This is a genomic window from Bradyrhizobium rifense, assembly GCF_008123425.1.
Taxonomy (GTDB): Bacteria; Pseudomonadota; Alphaproteobacteria; order Rhizobiales; family Xanthobacteraceae; genus Bradyrhizobium; species Bradyrhizobium rifense.
Genome location: NZ_VSSS01000038.1, coordinates 15,355 through 33,162, shown reverse-complemented (window position 1 = coordinate 33,162; position 17,808 = coordinate 15,355). Strand labels below are relative to the sequence as shown.

The following is a 17,808-nucleotide window of genomic DNA, read 5'->3' as shown; positions in this document are numbered from 1 at the left end:
TTGGCCAGCTAATCGACAATAGGTGGGTTGGGTGGAAACAACATGAGCGCCGCCAGGTCTAAAGTGTTGCTGTTGCTCCCCGCTGTTGCAGTCTTCGCGCTGTTATTAGTAGCGCCAATTTTGATGGTGCTCGACGAGAGCTTCCGCGCGTTCGAGCCCGGTCGCATCGGATCAGTGCAAGGAGCCTCGCTTACACTCGCAAACTATGCAGAGCTTCTTCTACCAGCTTACGTGCAATATTTTGCTCAAACGTATTTCTTGGCCTTCTGCGCTTCCGTCGTCGCGGTCTTCATTGCTTTTCCTATTTCCTATTGCATAGCGAGGACCGAGTCTCCTTCAACACGGAAAGCTTCGCTTTCGGCGATCGTGGGTCTCATGTTCCTCAGCGCATTAGTACGGGTTTATGCGCTTGAGCTGACTTTTGGCTCCGCGGGAGTTCTCTCTCCGGTAATGTCGTTCATGAACATCAACCCGAATGGTAGACAATACATCAATTTCGTCATCGTCGCCGGATTGCTTCACTACGCCATCCCCATGTCGATCCTGATCTTGTTCGGAGCCATTCAAAACCTAGACCCGCGCCTGATCGAAGCTGCTCAGTCTCTAGGCGCCTCGGCACTATCATCCCACATCACTGTGACACTCCCCTTGTGTACCCGGGGCATCTTCTCTGCATTTGTGGTCTCGATGACACTTGGAGTCAGCGCATTCATTATACCTTGGATCCTTGGGCGCGGCCGCGTGCTGTTCATCTCGAATTTAATTTATACCCGATTTAGCGAGGTCGCTGACTATCCGAGCGGCGCAGCCATTTCGATCGTCATGATGGTTCTTTCGCTGCTCATGATATTCAGCATGTCTAGACTGGCAACCTCGTTTGAACGGACGTGAGACTGCGATGCTGAAGACCGAAGAGGCGGCTGTGGTTCAGGTGGAGCACGGCATCAATGCGAATCTCGCGTTAAGGCTGGCGCTCCGCAAGCGAACGGCGGACGCCGTCCTTCGCATCGGCGTTATCGCCGTGGTCACGATAACCTCGGTCTTCCTGCTGTTCCCGGTCATCGTGACGGTCTTCATGGCATTCGACGCTCGTGACTATATTGGTGCATTTCCTCCAACGAGCTTTTCAACCCAATGGTTCGTCCAGCTTGCTGGAAGTGACTTCCTTTGGTCAGCATTCAAGACAAGCCTGTTGCTTGCAACTGCCACCACTATTGCTTCGACCACGATCGGTGCTTGCGCTGCGCTCGCAATCAGCTGGATGACGCCGAAATGGAGCGACCTGGTGACTACGGCCTTTCTGTCGCCCCTAGTGCTACCCGGCGTGATCATTGGTTTCGGCCTGCTCATGTTCCTGTCCGTTCACGATGGGCTGCCGGTTTTTGCGAAATTGTTCGCTGGACACCTCATCATCGCGCTTCCATTCGCAGTAAGACTGACGCTGGTTGGTCTGGCCGGAATCAGCGAGACGCTTCGCGAGGCGGCATTGTCGCTCGGAGCAAACGAAATCCAAGCCTTTTTCACGATAACTCTCCCGCTCGCAAAGAATGGTATTGCTGCCGGAGCGGTATTTGGATTCGCGACCTCAATGGATGATGTGACGGTCAGTCTCTTTCTCAGTGACTTCAATACATTTACGCTGCCGGTGGCGCTTACAAGCTTAATCCGATCCAGCTTCGATCTCACGATCGCCGCGGCCGCTGTCGCGCTGATGAGCGTTACATTGCTTCTCCTGATCGTGTTGGACCGCGTGCTCGGGCTTGAGCGGGCGATTGGCCGTAAAACTTGAAGGGCTGCGTATATGACTGTTCTCGAGCTGAGGAATGTCACAAAAACGTATGGTGGTTTCACTGCAGTCGACGGTGTGACGCTGGAGGTCGAGCAGGGCAAGATTTTGTCGCTTCTCGGGCCGAGTGGCTGTGGCAAGACAACAACGTTGCGCATCATTGCGGGATTCGTCTCGCCCGATGCCGGGAGCGTGCGGATCGGCGGCGACGATGTCGGCAAACTGAAGCCCTACGAGCGCAATGTAGGACTTCTTTTCCAGGATTATGCGCTGTTCCCCCACATGACGGTGTCGCAAAACGTCGCGTACGGAATGAGGTACCGAGGAACGCGTGCCGCCGCAGTACCATCTCGAGTCGAGCAGATGCTGTCGCTCGTTCAGCTGGCCGGGATGGAGACCAGATATCCAAATCAACTGAGTGGCGGACAGCAGCAGCGTGTTGCACTAGCGCGAGCTCTCGCTACCGATCCGAAGGTCGTTCTTCTGGACGAGCCGCTGTCTGCGCTCGACGCTAAGCTTCGGCTTGAACTGCGTCTCGAGCTGAAGGAAATTCTGAGAATTGTGGGGGCAACCACCATCGTTGTCACGCACGACCAAGAGGAAGCCCTTAGTCTGGGGGACGAAGTCGTCGTTATGCACGCGGGTAGGATCGTCCAGCGTGGCACTCCGACGGAGATCTATCGAACGCCCGCGGACAAATTCGTTGCCGAATTTATAGGAAGGTCAAACTGGTTTCAGGCAGTTCCTGGCGGCGAAATGAATCAAAGCCTCAACTCCTACATCACTGAGGAGGGATTTGAAATTCGGGCAAGAGCGGCGCAATCCAATCGTAGTGATGCGGCCCTTTGCGTGAGACCAGAACACATCGAACTTTTCGACGGCGCTGCCCCCGAACCGACTCACGACCCTGAACAGAATATTCTAGCCGGAATGGTTTTAGACGTTGCACCTCTCGGACCTGACGTGCATGTGGTCGTCGAGCTTCCCGGAAAACGGCGCCTATTGGCCATCAGGAAGAACGTCGGCCGAAATCCAGGAGTTGTATCCGGACAACCTGTGCGAGCGTATTTTCAAGCCTCGGATGTGCTTGTGTTCTAGCGAATCTCTGAGGGCGCATCGGGCTCACTGCGATTAGAGCATGTTGTTTTTTTGTAGGTTCGGGATTCCCAGCGGGACGGATTTCTGATTCAAGCTCCATGCTGGAGAACGGGGGCCAGCATGGATGACGCGACCCTATTCGGAAGACCTTCGTGAACGCGCTCTGGCGCGGGCGGACGCAGGGGAGACGGTTCGTTCGATTGCCGAGGCGCGTCAGATTAGCCGGTCCTGTGTAACGAAGTGAAAGAATCTGAGGCGGGAGACTGGAGGCGTTTCGCCCGGCAAGATCGGTGGTCACAAGTGCCGGTTTTGTCCGGTGCCAATGCTGACTGGCTGCGCAAGCGCGTTCTCTCGGGGCCGTCCACGTTGCGGAAGCCGACACGGGAACTGGCGGCGCGCGGGATCAAGACAGATGTGCGGGCGGAGTGGACGTTTGTGCATGCCGAAGGGGTGAGCTTCAAAAAAATGCCGGCCGAACAAGATCCCCGACGTCGCCCGTAAACGGACGCGCTGGAGTGCCCATCAAGGCAGGATCGACGCTTCACGCCTGATCTTTATCGGCGAGACCTGGCTCAAGACAAACATGGCACCACTGCGCGGCTGGGGTCCGAGTGGGCGCCGGCTCCAGGCATCTGCGCCTTTCGGCCACTGGGAGACCATGACTTTCATTGCGGCGCTGCGGCACGATCAGATCAGCGCACCATGGGTCATCGACGGTCTCATCAATGGCGAACTCTTCACCCTCTATGTCGAGAAGGTGTTGGCGCCAACTCTGGCAGGTCGCCATCCTCGACAATCTCGGCAGTCACAAGGGCAAGGCCGCCCGTAATACCATCCGCGCCCCCGGAGCGCATTTGCTCTTCCTGCCCCCATACAGTCCCGATCTCAATCCGATCGAACAACAGGTCACTTCATCCTCTCCTCACGGGAAACAGCGCTCCGACTACTCTTTTGCGAGTTCGTCCATCACTTGTTTGGTGGCCTGATAAGCCAGGTCGACGATCTCGTCGATCTCGGCTTCTGATACTACCAGAGGGGGTGCAAATCCCAGAATGTCTCCATGCGGCATGGCTCGTGCAATCAGCCCACGATCACGGGCAGCTTTGGAGATCCGCGCGCCAACTTTTAGGTCGGGATCGAATCGCCGCTTGGTTTGGCGATCCGCAACATATTCGACGGCGCCGAGTAGGCCGACGCCTCGGACTTCTCCCACGATCTCCAATTGCGCGAAACGCTCTTTCAGGCGCTTCTGGAAGTGCTCCCCGACGGTTTTGGCCCGGTCGCGCAACCGCTCCTTCTCTACGATGTCGAGAACCGCGTTTGCAGCTGCGGCGGCGATCGGGTGACCCGAGTAGGTATAACCATGTGAGAATGCCCCCACGCGATCGGAGGCCTCTTCCATGACTTTGTAAACTTTTTCGCTGACGATCGCTCCGGACAGCGGCATATAGCCGGAAGTAAGCCCTTTCGCGACCGTCACCAGATCCGGCTCAATCTCGTAAAGCGAGCAGCCGAAGTCTGCGCCGGTGCGGCCGAATCCACAGATTACCTCATCTGCAATCAGGAGGACGTCGTACCGCCTGAGCACCGCCTGGATTTCACGCCAATATCCCTCAGGCGGCGGCGTTATCCCCCCGGTGCCTAGCACCGGTTCAGCTATGAAGGCACCGATCGTTTCTGGCCCTTCCCTTAGGATCAGATCTTCCAGTTCCGCAGCACGGCGGCGGGAAAAGTCCGCTTCCGTTTCACCCGGGTGGGCGTGCCAGTAATGATGCGGCGCCCCAGTGTGCAGAATGCCCGGGAATGGCAAATCCATGTGGTCGTGGTAGAAGGACATGCCGGTCATCGAGCCGGAAACTACCGAGCAGCCATGATAACCTCGCTCACGCGAGATGATCTTCTTTTTCTTCGGTTGACCACGCAGGTTATTATAGTACCAAACAAGCTTGGCCTGGGTCTCATTGGCATCGGACCCTGACAGTCCAAAGAACACTTTGCTGGCTTTGCCAGGGGCCATGCGTACGAGACGATCCGATAGCGTAGCCAGCTGTTCGGTCGTGTGCGCCGCATACGTATGATAGTACGCCAAACTGTACGCCTGGCGCGCGATTGCCTCTGCAACTTCAGTTCGGCCGTATCCGATGTTCACACAGTAAAGCCCGGCAAAGGCATCGATATAAGTGCGACCTTGCGCATCTTTGATGTTAATTCCTTTTCCGCCCGTGACGATCGTAGGATCGCCCGCTTTTCCGGTAGCGAAATCCTTCAGATGAGTGAAGGGATGCAAAACACTCGAACGATCACGTTCCGCAATTTCCGCAATGGTTTTGATATCGAGCATTTCATATTCTCCCTAAACCAGATCGCCGAAGCAGACGTATTTCAATTCCATGTACTCCGCCAATCCGTGCCGTGACCCTTCGCGACCCAGCCCCGATTGTTTCCAACCACCGAATGGTATAGGGGGCCCAGTAAATGAAGCGGTATTGACACCGACCATGCCGCACTCGATCTGCTCGGACACTCTGAGTGCTCGCCGGACACTGTCCGTGTACACGTATCCGGCCAGCCCCAATTCATTGGCGTTAGCTCGGCCTATGACTTCTTCTTCGGTGTCGAACGGAAGCACAGCTGCTACGGGCCCAAACGTCTCTTGACGAGCGATGAGCATGTCTTCCGTGACATCACTGAGAAGTGTTGGAGGAACGAAGTTGGGGCCGAGAGTTCTTCCAATTTTCGACGAGAGAACGCGCGCCCCCCTTTGTCTCGCGTCGAAAATGTGTGCCCTACATTTCTCGGCAACAGAAAGTTTGGTCATTGGGCCGATATCGGTTGATGGCTCTAGGCCATGCCCGACTTCGAGTCGCCCGATCTTTGAGGCAAATGCGTCAACAAAGGCGGCATAAATCCCTCGTTGCACATAGATGCGGTTGGCGGCCAAGCAGTCTTGTCCCGAGGTGGCAAATTTTGCAGCCATAGCCCCTTCCACCGCTTTGGAGAGGTCGACGTCGTCAAAAATCACAAAAGGTGCATGTCCACCCAATTCCAACGACACCTTCTTCACGCTCTCGGCAGCTCCTTTGAGAAGAAGACGCCCGACATCGGTCGAACCGGTGAACGAAAGAGCTCGGACTCTGTGATCTTTCAATAGCGGGCGCGAAAGCTCGATTGAATCACCAACGAGCACCTGAAGCACGCCGGGTGGGAGACCTGCCTGTTCGCCTAACCTAGCGATCGCAAGCGCAGAAAGCGGGGTTTCAGGTGCGGGCTTGACGATGATCGGGCAACCGGCCGCAAGAGCGGCTCCTGCCTTTCTGGTGATCATGGCGATCGGGAAGTTCCAAGGAGTGATCGCGGCTGCGATACCTATGGGCTGCATCCGTACTTGAAGCAGACTGCCTACCTTGTGGCTGGGTATGGTCTCTCCGTACGCGCGCTCACCCTCGGCCGCAAACCAATCGAGAAATCCGGCCCCATAAGCTACTTCCTGTCGAGCCTCAGACAGAGGTTTACCCTGTTCGCTCGTCACCAAGATCGCGAGCTCTTCGGCATGTTCGAGCATCAATGAGGCCCAAGACCTCAGAATGCCCCCTCTTCTGGCGGGAAGCAGTTCTCGCCAGCTTGGGAATGCGCGCTCTGCCGCCCCAATCGCCTCGTCCATATCTGAAGCGCTACAGCGACAAACATCCGCGATTTCTTCCCCCGTCGCGGGATCAATCACTTGATCTCGCTCTCCGTTCGCGACCCAGCGCCCGTCGAGCAGCGCCGCTCCCGAGAGGAAGTCACGCCGTTGCAGGCTTCTGAGGTACCGAGCAGCAAGATCCGCGGGAGAGGCAGTTTGGTTAAGGGTCGCCTGGTTCATCTGCGCATCACGCAAGGTCCGATATTGAAATCGTGCATGTATTCAGGATACTGATAGTGCGCAGAGATTTACGTCACATTTCCCTATAGCAGGGCGGATTTCCTGCAACATGTGCACGCTCTGCGACGGAATGCACCTAAAGGCTGGAGGCGATGATATGCAATACGACCGGATCGACGCGCGCATACTGGAGATCGTACAGAAGAACAATCGTCTGACGTCTGAAGTCATCGGTGAAATGGCGGGCCTTTCTGCTACGGCTTGCCAACGACGCTTGAAGAGGCTGCGCTCCGACGGGATCATCGAGGCCGACGTATCGATCGTTTCCGCCAGGGCGGTTGGTAGACCCATTCAGATGCTTGTCCTAGTGAGCCTGGAGCGGGAGCGCTCAGACATCATCGACAAGTTCAAGAAGGCCATCAAGTCGTCCGCGGAGGTCGTCAATGGGTTCTATGTCACCGGCGATGCCGATTTTGTTCTCTACATCACGGCCCGCAGCATGGAAGAGTACGAGCAGTTCACGCGGCGCTTCTTCTATGAGAATCCGGACATCAAGGGGTTCAAGACGATGGTCATAATGGATCGCGTGAAGGCCGGGTTTGCCGTTCCGATCGAACCGCCGTCAGAGGATTAGCTTGGCTACGTATCCCTTTATGATGCGAAGTTTTTCATCGTGCGTCCGCGCAGAAAGCCCGAAACCGTCGTTTGAGTGCACTATTGTTAGTCAATGAAGTGGCCGATACCGACTAAGGTGGCTTATGTCTGAAGCGGATCCTCGGATCATCCACTCTCTTGAGAGATGATGCATAAACTAGGAACTTGGCGGAAGCTCATCTGCCGCGCGGTTCGTCGAATGGCTCACCTTTGCTCGAGCAAGTGCAGCGGCGAATTCGCACTTCAGAATCAAGCAGGAATAGACTTGAGACGGCGGCAAACAGGATGCCCCGCGACCGAATTGAATTTGCTTGCACTCAGTGGCCTCAACCGCGACGAGATCGGTGCACTTTTTTTCCGAATCTTTGCCCAATGGGTTCGCTCATCAGCGAGGGAAGCCAAAGACGCGCGCCGTAGACGAACCTGGCGCGCAGCATCCACGGGCGATAGATTGACTCGCAGGTACTATGTCGACCTCGGGCGTAGCGCGCGGCAACTGTCTTCGTTTTTGCTGCATATCAAGCACGGCCTTTCAATCGGGGCCTCCGGCGCAACGCAGAACTCGAGATGGGCCAGTCCTTGAAGACGCCGGTATTTAGCTCGGATGGCATTACAGCCCCGCTTCGCCAGCTCACTTTCCGAAGGATCTGGCTCACCAGTGTACTTGCGAATCTGGGGGCGCTGATCCGGAGCGTCGGCGCCGCGTGGGCCATGACGCAGATGACGTCGTCAGCCGATAAGGTCGCGCTCGTCCAGACCGCTCTGATGCTGCCCGTGATGCTAATTTCGATGCCCGCCGGCGCGATTGCGGACATGCACGACCGACGCATCGTGGCGCTGGTGTCCGTTACTATAGCGCTAACCGGAGCGGCCTCATTGACGACGCTCGCTTGGATGGGCCTGCTCACCCCAACTTTACTGCTGATTTCATGTTTTGTGGTGGGCACCGGAATGGCCCTGATGGATCCTGCTTGGCAATCTTCCGTCAGCGAGCAAGTGCCACCGGAGACACTTCCCGCCGCGGTCGCGCTCAATAGCATCAGCTATAACATTGCGCGCAGCGTCGGGCCGGCTATCGGCGGAGTCATCGTCGCAACCGCGGGGGCGGTCGCTTCGTTCGCGGTCAATACTTTGCTTTATCTCCCGCTGATTCTGGCGCTCTTTCTTTGGAAGCGCGTCTCAGAACCGGCTCGTCTACCACCCGAACGGCTAAGCCGGGCGATTGTTTCGGGAGTGCGCTACATCGCCAATTCGCCGTCGATCAAGATCGTACTGCTCCGATCAATGGTGATGGGCGTAATCGGCGGAGGAATCATCGCGCTGATGCCCTTAGTAGCTCGCGACCTGCTGCGGGGAAGCGCTCAAACATATGGCATCATCCTCAGCGCTTTCGGCCTTGGAGCAGTAGTAGGCGCCCTTAACATCACGATTATACGCAAACACATGAGCGGGGAAGCGGCGATCCGCGCCTGTGCTTTGTCGATGAGTGGAGCGATTACCGCAGTAGCGCTGAGCGACGTGCCGCTGTTGACGATAGTCGCATTATTCCTCGCCGGTGCTGTGTGGATGATCGCTTGGGCGCTCTTCAACATCGGAGTTCAGCTGTCGGCGCCTCGCTGGGTCGCTGGCCGTTCGCTGGCGGCGTACCAAGCGGCCGGATCTGGCGGGATCGCCGTCGGTAGCTGGGCTTGGGGGTATCTGGCGGACGTAATCGGCGTGCAAACGGCCCTTTTGATCTCGGCTGGGTTGATGATGGCATCATCAGTCCTCGGCGTGTGGCTACGCATGCCGCGCATAAGTGCTCGTGAAGAAGACGCCGAAATATTGGCCGACCCCGAGGTTCGGCTCGAACTTTCCGCTCGGAGCGGACCTTTGGTCGTCGAAATTGAGTATCGAGTAGAAAAGGTAAACGCACGAGCTTTCCACAAAGTGATGCAGGACGTGCAGCTGGTGCGCAAGCGCAACGGCGCGTATGGTTGGTCTATCGCGCGAGACATCGCTGACCCGGAGTTGTGGACCGAACGCTATCACTGTCCAACATGGTTAGATTATTTGCGACAGCGTAACCGCGCGACCCAATCAGAGCGGGACCTGGATAGACAGGCGGCCGCGTTTCACATGGGTCCAGTGCCCATCCGTGTGCGGCGCATGCTGGAGCGACCCTTTGGATCGGTTCGCCGGAAAGAAGACGTACTCGATGCTGCCGCGAGGGATGCAATGCACGGTGAACGACTGCTTCGGAGTTGAACAAGAAGCAGAGCGGGAACTCAGAGGTGAGCGGACATAAGGGGCGGCCCGCGGAATGGCAGGGCGAAGCTCAACACGCGCAGGATGCTGACCCACCCGGAGAACCCTTTTCATAAGGTCGAAGCGCCGTGAACCGAACTCCGCAGGTGATCGGCCCGATGACAGACGTTGATAAAAAAGGGGCCACTCCCGAAGGAGTGGCCCGCCAAGTCAGGGAGGAAATTGCCCCCTAGGGAGCCTCTGGGGATCAGGCCGCAGCCTGGTCGATCGGAGAGAAAGGTAGGCCGAGACTTTCGGCGACAGCCTTGTAGGTGAGACGGCCCCGATAGACATTTAGGCCGGCACGAAGATGGGGATCTTCAAGAATCGCTGCAAAGCCCTTGTTGGCCAAAGAAAGACCGAAGGGCAACGTTGCATTGTTCAGAGCGTGGCTTGAGGTAAGCGGCACAGCCCCTGGCATGTTCGCGACGCAATAGTGAATTACGCCATCAACTTCGTATGTTGGATCAGCATGCGTGGTCGCATGCGACGTTTCGAAGCAGCCGCCCTGGTCGATGGCCACGTCCACGATGACAGAGCCTTTGCGCATCGAACTCAACATCTTGCGGCTCACCAACTTAGGTGCACTCGCTCCGGGCACAAGGACTGCACCAATGACGACGTCCGCGGAGAATACCTCTTCTTCAACGCTCTCGATCGTGGAGAACCTGGTGCGGACCCGCCCCTGGAAGAGTTCGTCCAACTCACGAAGGCGATTTATCGACCGGTCGATGATAGTGATTTCGGCACCAAGGCCGACCGCCATCCGCGCGGCATGCGTACCGACGACGCCTCCCCCGACTATAACGATCCGGGCGGGCTGGACACCCGGAACGCCACCTATCAACAGTCCGCGGCCCCCTGCGTAGCGCTTCAACGCCGTACCGGCCGCCTCGATCGCGAGCCTCCCAGCAACTTCGCTCATCGGCGCGAGCAGCGGGAGACCGCCCTGCGCGTCCGTTACGGTTTCATACGCGACGGCCGTGCAGCCCGACTTCAACAGTCCCTTCGCTTGTTCCGGATCAGGCGCCAAATGCAGGTATGTAAAAAGTATCTGGTTCTCTCGAAGCTGTACCCATTCGGAGGGCTGCGGCTCCTTCACCTTGACGATCATCTCGCTCGATGCAAACACTTCGCGAGCAGATTGTCCAATCGTGGCGCCTGCCTTGCGATAGTCGTCATCTGTCGAGCCGATGCCGGAGCCGGCATTGGTCTCGACCGTGACCTTGTGACCAGCGCTCACATACTCGCGTACGGCTCCAGGCGTCAGACCAACACGATATTCATGTGTTTTGATCTCCTTGGGAACGCCGACCTTCATGTTAATCTCCTCGTTCGATGGGCCCTTGTAATCAAAAATCGCGGTGTTCCAGCTTCGGAGAGGGTGGAACAGCGTAGAAATACAGCTTTGTTTGTCCGTTTGCGCAGGATTTCGAACAGCCCGAACGGACTCACCGCCGAGCATTCGCGAGACCACGTGCTCGGCCCGTCCGAAACCAACCACCTCTCTCAAACGAAACTACCGGATTGGCATCCAACAATGTACTGTGCCGTTCGACACTTCGGCGAGAATTGCTCGAGTCCACTCAGTGGGCGCCAGTAGAAGATCGCATTTTGCAATCATTCCGGCCATCATTCGCCCCGTCGCATGCAGCCGATTGATCGCTGAAGCGTAGTCGGGTGCGCTCAAACTGCTGCCGAGATGGTAACCGTCCAGGATCGCCGGCTCGAGTTCGTCCGCCCTCGGGTGCCGCTGTTCCGATGCGAGCCTTGTGCGAGCAGACAAGGTGATATTCGCAGCCAATATCGTAGTGATGGCGTCGATCAATTTAGAATATTCGAAATCAGGAGGCTCGATCTCGACCACTTCATGGCCGATATTTCACACAACATGGCCATCATCTGCTGTGCACTTGAGGCAGATTGGTTCCACTGAAAGACCCCAGGGATCTCGCCAGAAAGCTATTCGGAGCGGCCGAGCGAACGGCGTGCCGGGGCATGCCTCGAAAACTGAGCCGCTCGGAGAAGCATAAGGCGCACCAGGCTCAAACCCGCCAATCAGATCGAGTGCCCGAGCAGTGTCTCGTACCGTGCGACTGATCACGCCGTCACTGGCCAGCCCTCCCCACCCGTCACCCTTGAATGCACCAGCCGGCTCTCTTCCACGAGTAGGCTTGAGGTCAGACACGCTGCAACAAGATGCTGGAGTTTGAATGGATCGCCGCCATCGCTTCCGTGCGCGATCGCTACTACCCCGCACGCGACGGCAACTGCCGCGCCTGCCGACGAGCCGCCTGCGGTCCGCTGCAATGAAGCCAGCTTCACGGAAACGAATTGCCAGCGTGGACGCTCTTCAAACGTCATCATCTCTCCCCAACACGCCTCTCGTCATGTGGTGCAATTCGAGTGGTGAAAATGTTGAAAGGCAGAGACGTGATAAGTCAGCAGCGCCGTCCGCGAAGTGGTTCATCTCGAGCCAACGAGCAGCGGCAAATACATCGATCATAACGCCGTCTCACCGGAGACTGCGAAGCGCGCGATCAGTCTGCTTGATCTACGAGACCTATATGCCGCAGCAAAAGCACCATCATCATACTGAGCCACAATCAAGTTGCTGGTCGTGGATCGATTGGCGTACTGCCCCGGAGGCCCAAGATATCCTCGAGCTCCTTAGCGCCCGCCAACAGCGCTCCGTCCGCGCGAGGAGCCGCGACCATCTGCAGTCCAACCGGAAGACCCGAATCGGTGAAGCCGCAGGGCAGAGATAGCGCCGGGCAACACACGAGCGTGATCGCAAAAGCTATCGCGACCCACTCGATATAGTTATCGAACCTTTCGCCATTGCATTCCGAAACGTAGCGATCTCGCACTGGAAATGGCTCCACGATCGTTGCGGGCGATAGGAGTAGGTCGTATTCCTCGAAGAATTTGAGAACCCGCGCAGCCATCGCCACTCGCTGCGCCTCAGCGCGCTCGATCTGCTCCATGGATAGCTTCAGGCCTTCCTCGATGTTCCAGATAACCTCCGGCTTCAGAAGGTCGCGATGGCTTCGCAGAAGAGAAGCCTTGCTGACAGCAAAGTCGAACGCACGGAGGATCTGGAAGCACTCATGGGCTTCTCGCAGATCCGGATGAGCCTCATCAACGATCACGCCGGTCTCGGCGAAGCGCCGCGCAGCTCTTTCCGCCACTGCTGCGACTTGCGGGTCGACAGGCGTAATGCCCAGATTCGACGAAAACGCAACGCGCTTCGGTCTCTTACCGCTCCGCGTGGTCGCCAAAAAGGATTCAGATGGTGACGGAAGGGATAGCGGATCACCTGGGTGTTCCCCGCTCATCGCGTCCAACATTAGCGCGACATCTTCGACCGTCCGCGCCATGGGACCCTGGATGCCAAGGTTGCGGTCGATCTTGAATTTCGGGGTTCGCGCCACGCGACCTAGGCTCGGCCGTAGGCCAACTACACCGCAGAAACTTGCCGGGTTTCGGAGCGAGCCGCCCATGTCGGAGCCGTGCGCGAGCCATGCCATCCCGGCGGCGAGGGCGGCCGCGGCGCCACCAGACGAACCAGCGGCTGAGCGCGAAGCGTTCCAGGGGTTGAGCGTAGCTCCGAAAAGTTCGTTGACAGTGTTCGCGCCTGCGCCGAACTCGGAGGTGTTCGATCTCGCATATATAACGCCCCCGCTCCGCTCGAGTCTGTCGACTAAAATGTCCGAACTGATCGGAGTATTATCCCTGAAGATGCGCGAACCTTGGGTGTTCCGTAAGCCGGCGACATCGACCAGGTCTTTTATTGCTACCGGCAAACCAGCTAGGCAACCTCGCTGACTAACGGGTTGATGCATCAGCGCGCAAGCATGGTCTCGCGCTCTGTCAAAACACAAGATAGGCAGTGCATTGACTTTACTATCGACTTCCGCGATTCGCTTTTCGAGCACATCCAGAAGATCGATGGGCGTGATCTCGCCAGCTGTCAGCTTCTCGACGATACGGCAGGCCGTGTCACGGATCAACTCGTGCACTTCGAAAACTCCAGTTGTCTTATCGATTCCCGAAAGGGGGGCGAGTGAAGCAGAGTGCGGGGGCAAATAGGAGCCGCTCCCGCGTCTCGAATTGCGACTGTTTGAGCGACTGTGATCGAGTGCAGGCAACATTGATCGTCGCGTGGATCGGATCATCTTGAATTTCTCATGATGACACCCTGTCGGCCTGCGGAACGAACTTACGGGGTCCTTGAGAAGAAAACGGCGAAGAACTTAAAGAGACCCGCGGAGATCCTGCCTATTTGGCGGATAGTACGCAGGAAATCGTCTTTACATATCTCATCCCGCCATTTCGATGGGATGCCAGGCCGTCTCTCCAGAGACCACGTGCAAGAACTCAGAATCAACGCCAGCCTGAAAACGCACGACCAGTGGCCATATTCGGAGCGGCGCAGAATTGGTAATGCTTAATATGAACCGATCGGTCGGATCGCGGCCCGATCCCATTGCCGACTGCCAGTTGAGGAGCTCAGATGCGAGCATTAGCACCAGTTGCGGTTTGGCGCTTGCATGCTACCGGCCTTCGCCGACTTCTAGATCGTCTTGTTCTTCATCCAATCCGGTGAACCGATGTTCAACTAATGTCGAGCGACTCTCATGGGGCACACCAACTCGCGAGCGAGGCACCGCTCCGGCCACCTGGGCGCGAGATAGTTGCGCGCTGCAGCCGTGTGTCGCCCAGCATGGACTGGCTTAAACCCACGGTCTTCTTGGTGCCGGATCTCGGTTGGTAGCGTGACTACAGGGTCGGCCTCATCCGATCTCGACGGGCGCGGCGCAAGCTCTCCAAGCGCAAACGCCGTTTCGCGCTTCTTGTCCCGAACTGGATGCACTGCGCATGAACTCCGGCAGCTAGCGCCTCGCGAACCGTCCACCGTGTTCTCGCCTGCTCAGCCGCCTTTTAAAGAGCATTGGAGCTCACACGGGCCGCTCGTGAATGGTCTGGCTTATCCATCGAGCAATTCCCGCTAGACCGTCGTCTGTATGCTGCTGCCCTATGACCTGAACCCCGACGGGAAGCTCATGGATAGCAAGGAGTGGCATTGTGATGGTTGGAGCACCAAGCACAGAGGTGACGGCATTGTAGTTTGGCAAGCCGGTCGTGTGTATGACACCGGAATCAACGCCCTTATTGTTCAAAGTTGGCGCGGGACCGACGGAAGACGGAGAAATAATGGCATCGGCGATGTTCGAGATTGCGTGGTGGGCTGCTCTTGCCGCGTCACGTTTTGAGAGTACCAGACGGTAGTCATCGAGCGTCATCTTGCGTGCGATATCGAGACGCGACCTAAGGCTTTCGCTCAACCCTCCACCAAACTGTTCGAGAAGGTTCTCAAGTGACCAACGCATTTCGTATGCGCAAATGTCCCGGCTTATCGCCAGACTTTCGCTAATTGCCTGCTCAAAAGCCTCCACGAGTGGGTGATCTGTTCTGCCGATAATCTCTACGCCGGCGCGGTGGAGATCCGACAGAAGACTATCGAATGCTCCCTTAGTGGCTTCATCCAGCTCTGGCGCTCCTTCCGCTTCCATCACAATGAGCCTCGCTGGGCGCGCCGCGGCGTGAAGCACTGTTCCGCCGTAGAGGCCCGGAAAACCGGGGTCTCCTCCCGACCTCTTGGCGACTTCTATCGAAACTTGCCACATATCGTGAAGATCGCCAGCATGAATGCCTATATGGCTCTGGCTGAAACCCAGCCGCTCCCCGCGATTAAGAGCGCCGAGAGTGGGCTTAATCGCGTAGTTCGCACAAAAGCTCGCCGGCCTGATCACTGAGCCAACGACCTGTGTTCCGATCGCCGCAGGGACCATGCGGGCACCGACCACCGCCGCGGATCCGCTGGATGATCCCCCTGGGGTACGAAGCGGATCAAAAGGGTTGGTGGTCGGTCCGGGGTGAGACATACCGAGCTCGGTTGTAACCGTCTTTCCGAGGACAATAGCGCCGGCTGACCTGAGTGCTTGTACGCAAGCAGAATCCTGTTTGGTGTAATTGCCTTCGAATAGGGGCGAGCCCATGCGAGTACGCATGTCTTTAGTCATCAGCATGTCTTTTATGCCGACTGGCATACCATCGATGGTCGATAGCTCACGTCCGGCCTGATACCGCTTCGTCGAGGCATCGGCAGCGGATCTCGATGCCGGGATGTTCATCTCGACCCAAGCTCGGACAACTGGTTCGCGGGTCTCGATGGTTTCAAGACATCTCTCGAGGTATTTGCGGGGGTTGTCCGTACCGTCCTTAAAGGCCGGCACCGCATCGTGGAATGTGAGAGGCTGAAAGTCAGCGGGGCTATATTGGGCGGACAACGGATTATCCTCGGAGTTGAGTTGCTGGACGAGCTAAAGACAGGATTGCTCCAACCGCGCTGAACGATTGAAGTGTGTTATTGGGCCCCGGTGACGAGGCGTCGCGATGGCTCAGCGAGCGAGCTCCGAAGCTCTTTCTTCATAACCTTGCCCATCGTATTCCGCGGCAGTTCATTGACAACGACCACCTGCTTGGGGACCTTGTAGTTTGCGAGACGATCCTTGACACGCTGAATCACTTCGCCGGCGGTCGGCGGGAGCTCTTTGTCTGAAGGGATGACGAAAGCTACGACACACTCGCCGAAGTCGGGATGCGGGGCACCGACGACTGCTGACTCTTGAACAGAGGGCATTTCGTCGATCACTGCTTCTATCTCGGCGGGATAGACATTGTAGCCGCCGCTGATAATGAGATCCTTGGCTCGGCCGGTGATCGATACGTATCCTTGGTCATCGACAAATCCCAGATCGCCAGTGCGGAAGAAGCCGTCGGCTGTGAATTCCTCGCGGGTCTGGTCCGGCCTATTCCAGTAACCGGAAAACAGGCCTGGCCCTCGCGCTTGAATCATTCCGATAGTTCCCGCTTTCAAAACCTCATCGCTACTTCCACTGATGCGCAGATCGACTCCAGGAATCGGAAGCCCTACTGAACTTGGCTTGCGCTCGCCTTCCAATGGATTCGAGCAGAGGATCATTGCTTCCGTCGAACCATAACGTTCCAGAATACGATGACCGGTGCGGGCTTCGAATTGGCCATGCACATCCGCGGAAAGAGGTGCGGACCCCGATACGAAAAGTCGCACTCGTCTGCACCGATCACTGTTTAGCAACGGGCTCGTCAGCAATCGATGGTAATAGGTCGGCACGCCCATGAATACGGTCGAACGCGGAAGGGCCTTGAGTACATCGGCAGCATCGAACTTGCTTTGAAGAAGCAGCCGCGCTCCGCTTGCCAGAGCTAGGTTGAACGAAATGAAAAGTCCGTGGCTGTGGAAGATCGGCAGAGTGTGGAGGAGAACGTCCGATGCGGAGAAGCCCCAGAGTTCGCTCAAGGTCTGCGCAGAGTACGAGAGCGCACCATGGCTGATGAGAGCACCTTTAGGGCGTCCGGTGGTACCGGACGTATAGAGAAGCGCGGCCGGGGCGCTTCCACTCAGCTCGATCGTCCGGTATGTTGGATCTACCAATTCAACGATGGCCGCGAACGTCCCTTCTCCTTGTGGACCGAAGGTGAAGGCCTTCGTTGTCGCTGGTACGATCTCCGCCGCAAGAGCTTCCGCGGTTAGTCCCGTGAAGAATACCGCCGGCTGAGCATCCTGCAGGAGATAAGCCAATTCGGCTGGCCGGTACGCGGTGTTCATCGGCAAATAGCAAAATCCTGCACGCAAGCAGGCGAGGTACAAGGCGAACGCGTGCGCCGACTTTTCCAGTTGGACCGCGACGCGATCACCGGTTGCGCATCCGGATCGCCGCAATGCATTCGCATAACGTCCTGACAGGACGTGAAGCCATTCGCGCGTGAGCGTCTCGCCGGTCTCGAGCTCGAAGACCGCGCCGGTTGGCTCCAGTTGCAGCCAGGTCTCGAACAACCGGTAGAAATTTGCATCAGTCATGATTTGAGCCGTCTTCGTTTTGGGTCTCCGGGGCGCAACCCGCGCTAAGTGGTGGGGAGCCCCTAACTGCCTTTTCAACGAATTTTGATGTTTTAATACGAGTAAAAAAAATATCTTTCAAGGGAAAAACAATATGACGCCTTTGGCGGCAGCCTT

At 57.2% G+C, this 17,808-nt stretch carries 12 protein-coding genes and 2 pseudogenes; 6 read left to right on the top strand and 8 right to left on the bottom strand.

All coding sequences use genetic code 11. The features are described from left to right. Positions 1-42 precede the first annotated feature (42 nt). The 4 genes and pseudogenes from FXB40_RS24895 (at position 43) to FXB40_RS50440 (ending at position 3,870) form a co-directional block, all read left to right on the top strand. Positions 43-891 carry an ABC transporter permease gene (locus FXB40_RS24895; RefSeq protein ID WP_148774823.1) on the top strand — a complete coding sequence of 283 codons (849 nt, stop codon included), beginning with the start codon at positions 43-45 and terminating at the stop codon, positions 889-891. Between the two features lie 7 nt (positions 892-898). Further along, positions 899-1,789: an ABC transporter permease gene (locus tag FXB40_RS24890; protein WP_148774822.1), complete on the top strand. Its 891-nt coding sequence runs from the start codon at positions 899-901 to the stop codon at positions 1,787-1,789. A gap of 12 nt (positions 1,790-1,801) precedes the next feature. Then, on the top strand, positions 1,802-2,884 hold the full coding sequence (locus tag FXB40_RS24885) for an ABC transporter ATP-binding protein (protein WP_148774821.1): 1,083 nt from the start codon (positions 1,802-1,804) through the stop codon (positions 2,882-2,884). Positions 2,885-3,467: 583 nt separating this feature from the next. Next, positions 3,468-3,870, top strand: a pseudogene (locus FXB40_RS50440) (transposase). Here the strand turns inward: FXB40_RS50440 and FXB40_RS24870 are convergent. Then, complete coding sequence (locus tag FXB40_RS24870; RefSeq protein ID WP_148774818.1) at positions 3,828-5,225, bottom strand: aminotransferase; 1,398 nt, start codon at positions 5,223-5,225, stop codon at positions 3,828-3,830. The pseudogene FXB40_RS50440 and the gene FXB40_RS24870 sit on opposite strands and share 43 nt — an antisense overlap. Positions 5,226-5,237: 12 nt before the next feature. Beyond that, a complete protein-coding gene (locus tag FXB40_RS24865; protein ID WP_148774817.1) occupies positions 5,238-6,746 on the bottom strand; it encodes an NAD-dependent succinate-semialdehyde dehydrogenase in 1,509 nt (502 codons plus the stop codon). Between the two features lie 157 nt (positions 6,747-6,903). Here FXB40_RS24865 and FXB40_RS24860 point away from each other — a divergent pair, with 157 nt between their 5' ends. Both FXB40_RS24860 and FXB40_RS24855 read left to right on the top strand, forming a co-directional pair. Continuing rightward, complete coding sequence (locus tag FXB40_RS24860) at positions 6,904-7,380, top strand: Lrp/AsnC family transcriptional regulator (RefSeq protein ID WP_148774816.1); 477 nt, start codon at positions 6,904-6,906, stop codon at positions 7,378-7,380. A 587-nt stretch (positions 7,381-7,967) separates the two neighbouring features. Continuing rightward, on the top strand, positions 7,968-9,647 hold the full coding sequence (locus FXB40_RS24855) for an MFS transporter (protein WP_148774815.1): 1,680 nt from the start codon (positions 7,968-7,970) through the stop codon (positions 9,645-9,647). A gap of 247 nt (positions 9,648-9,894) precedes the next feature. Here the strand turns inward: FXB40_RS24855 and ald are convergent, their stop codons facing one another. The 6 genes and pseudogenes from ald to FXB40_RS24825 all read right to left on the bottom strand — a co-directional run bounded on the left by ald (position 9,895) and on the right by FXB40_RS24825 (position 17,652). Then, entirely contained in the window at positions 9,895-11,007 is a 1,113-nt protein-coding gene (ald, locus tag FXB40_RS24850; RefSeq protein WP_148774814.1) for an alanine dehydrogenase, read from the bottom strand. A gap of 198 nt (positions 11,008-11,205) precedes the next feature. Next, a complete protein-coding gene (locus FXB40_RS24845; protein WP_148774813.1) occupies positions 11,206-11,553 on the bottom strand; it encodes a hypothetical protein in 348 nt (115 codons plus the stop codon). A 15-nt stretch (positions 11,554-11,568) separates the two neighbouring features. Further along, positions 11,569-12,050 (bottom strand): annotated as a pseudogene (locus FXB40_RS50435) (amidase family protein). A gap of 242 nt (positions 12,051-12,292) precedes the next feature. Further along, positions 12,293-13,708, bottom strand: a complete 1,416-nt coding sequence (locus FXB40_RS24835; RefSeq protein WP_246207909.1) for an amidase — start codon at positions 13,706-13,708, stop codon at positions 12,293-12,295. 939 nt (positions 13,709-14,647) lie between these two features. After that, complete coding sequence (locus FXB40_RS24830) at positions 14,648-16,039, bottom strand: amidase (RefSeq protein ID WP_148774811.1); 1,392 nt, start codon at positions 16,037-16,039, stop codon at positions 14,648-14,650. 77 nt (positions 16,040-16,116) lie between these two features. Next, a complete protein-coding gene (locus tag FXB40_RS24825) occupies positions 16,117-17,652 on the bottom strand; it encodes an AMP-binding protein (protein WP_148774810.1) in 1,536 nt (511 codons plus the stop codon). Between the last annotated feature and the right edge of the window lie 156 nt (positions 17,653-17,808).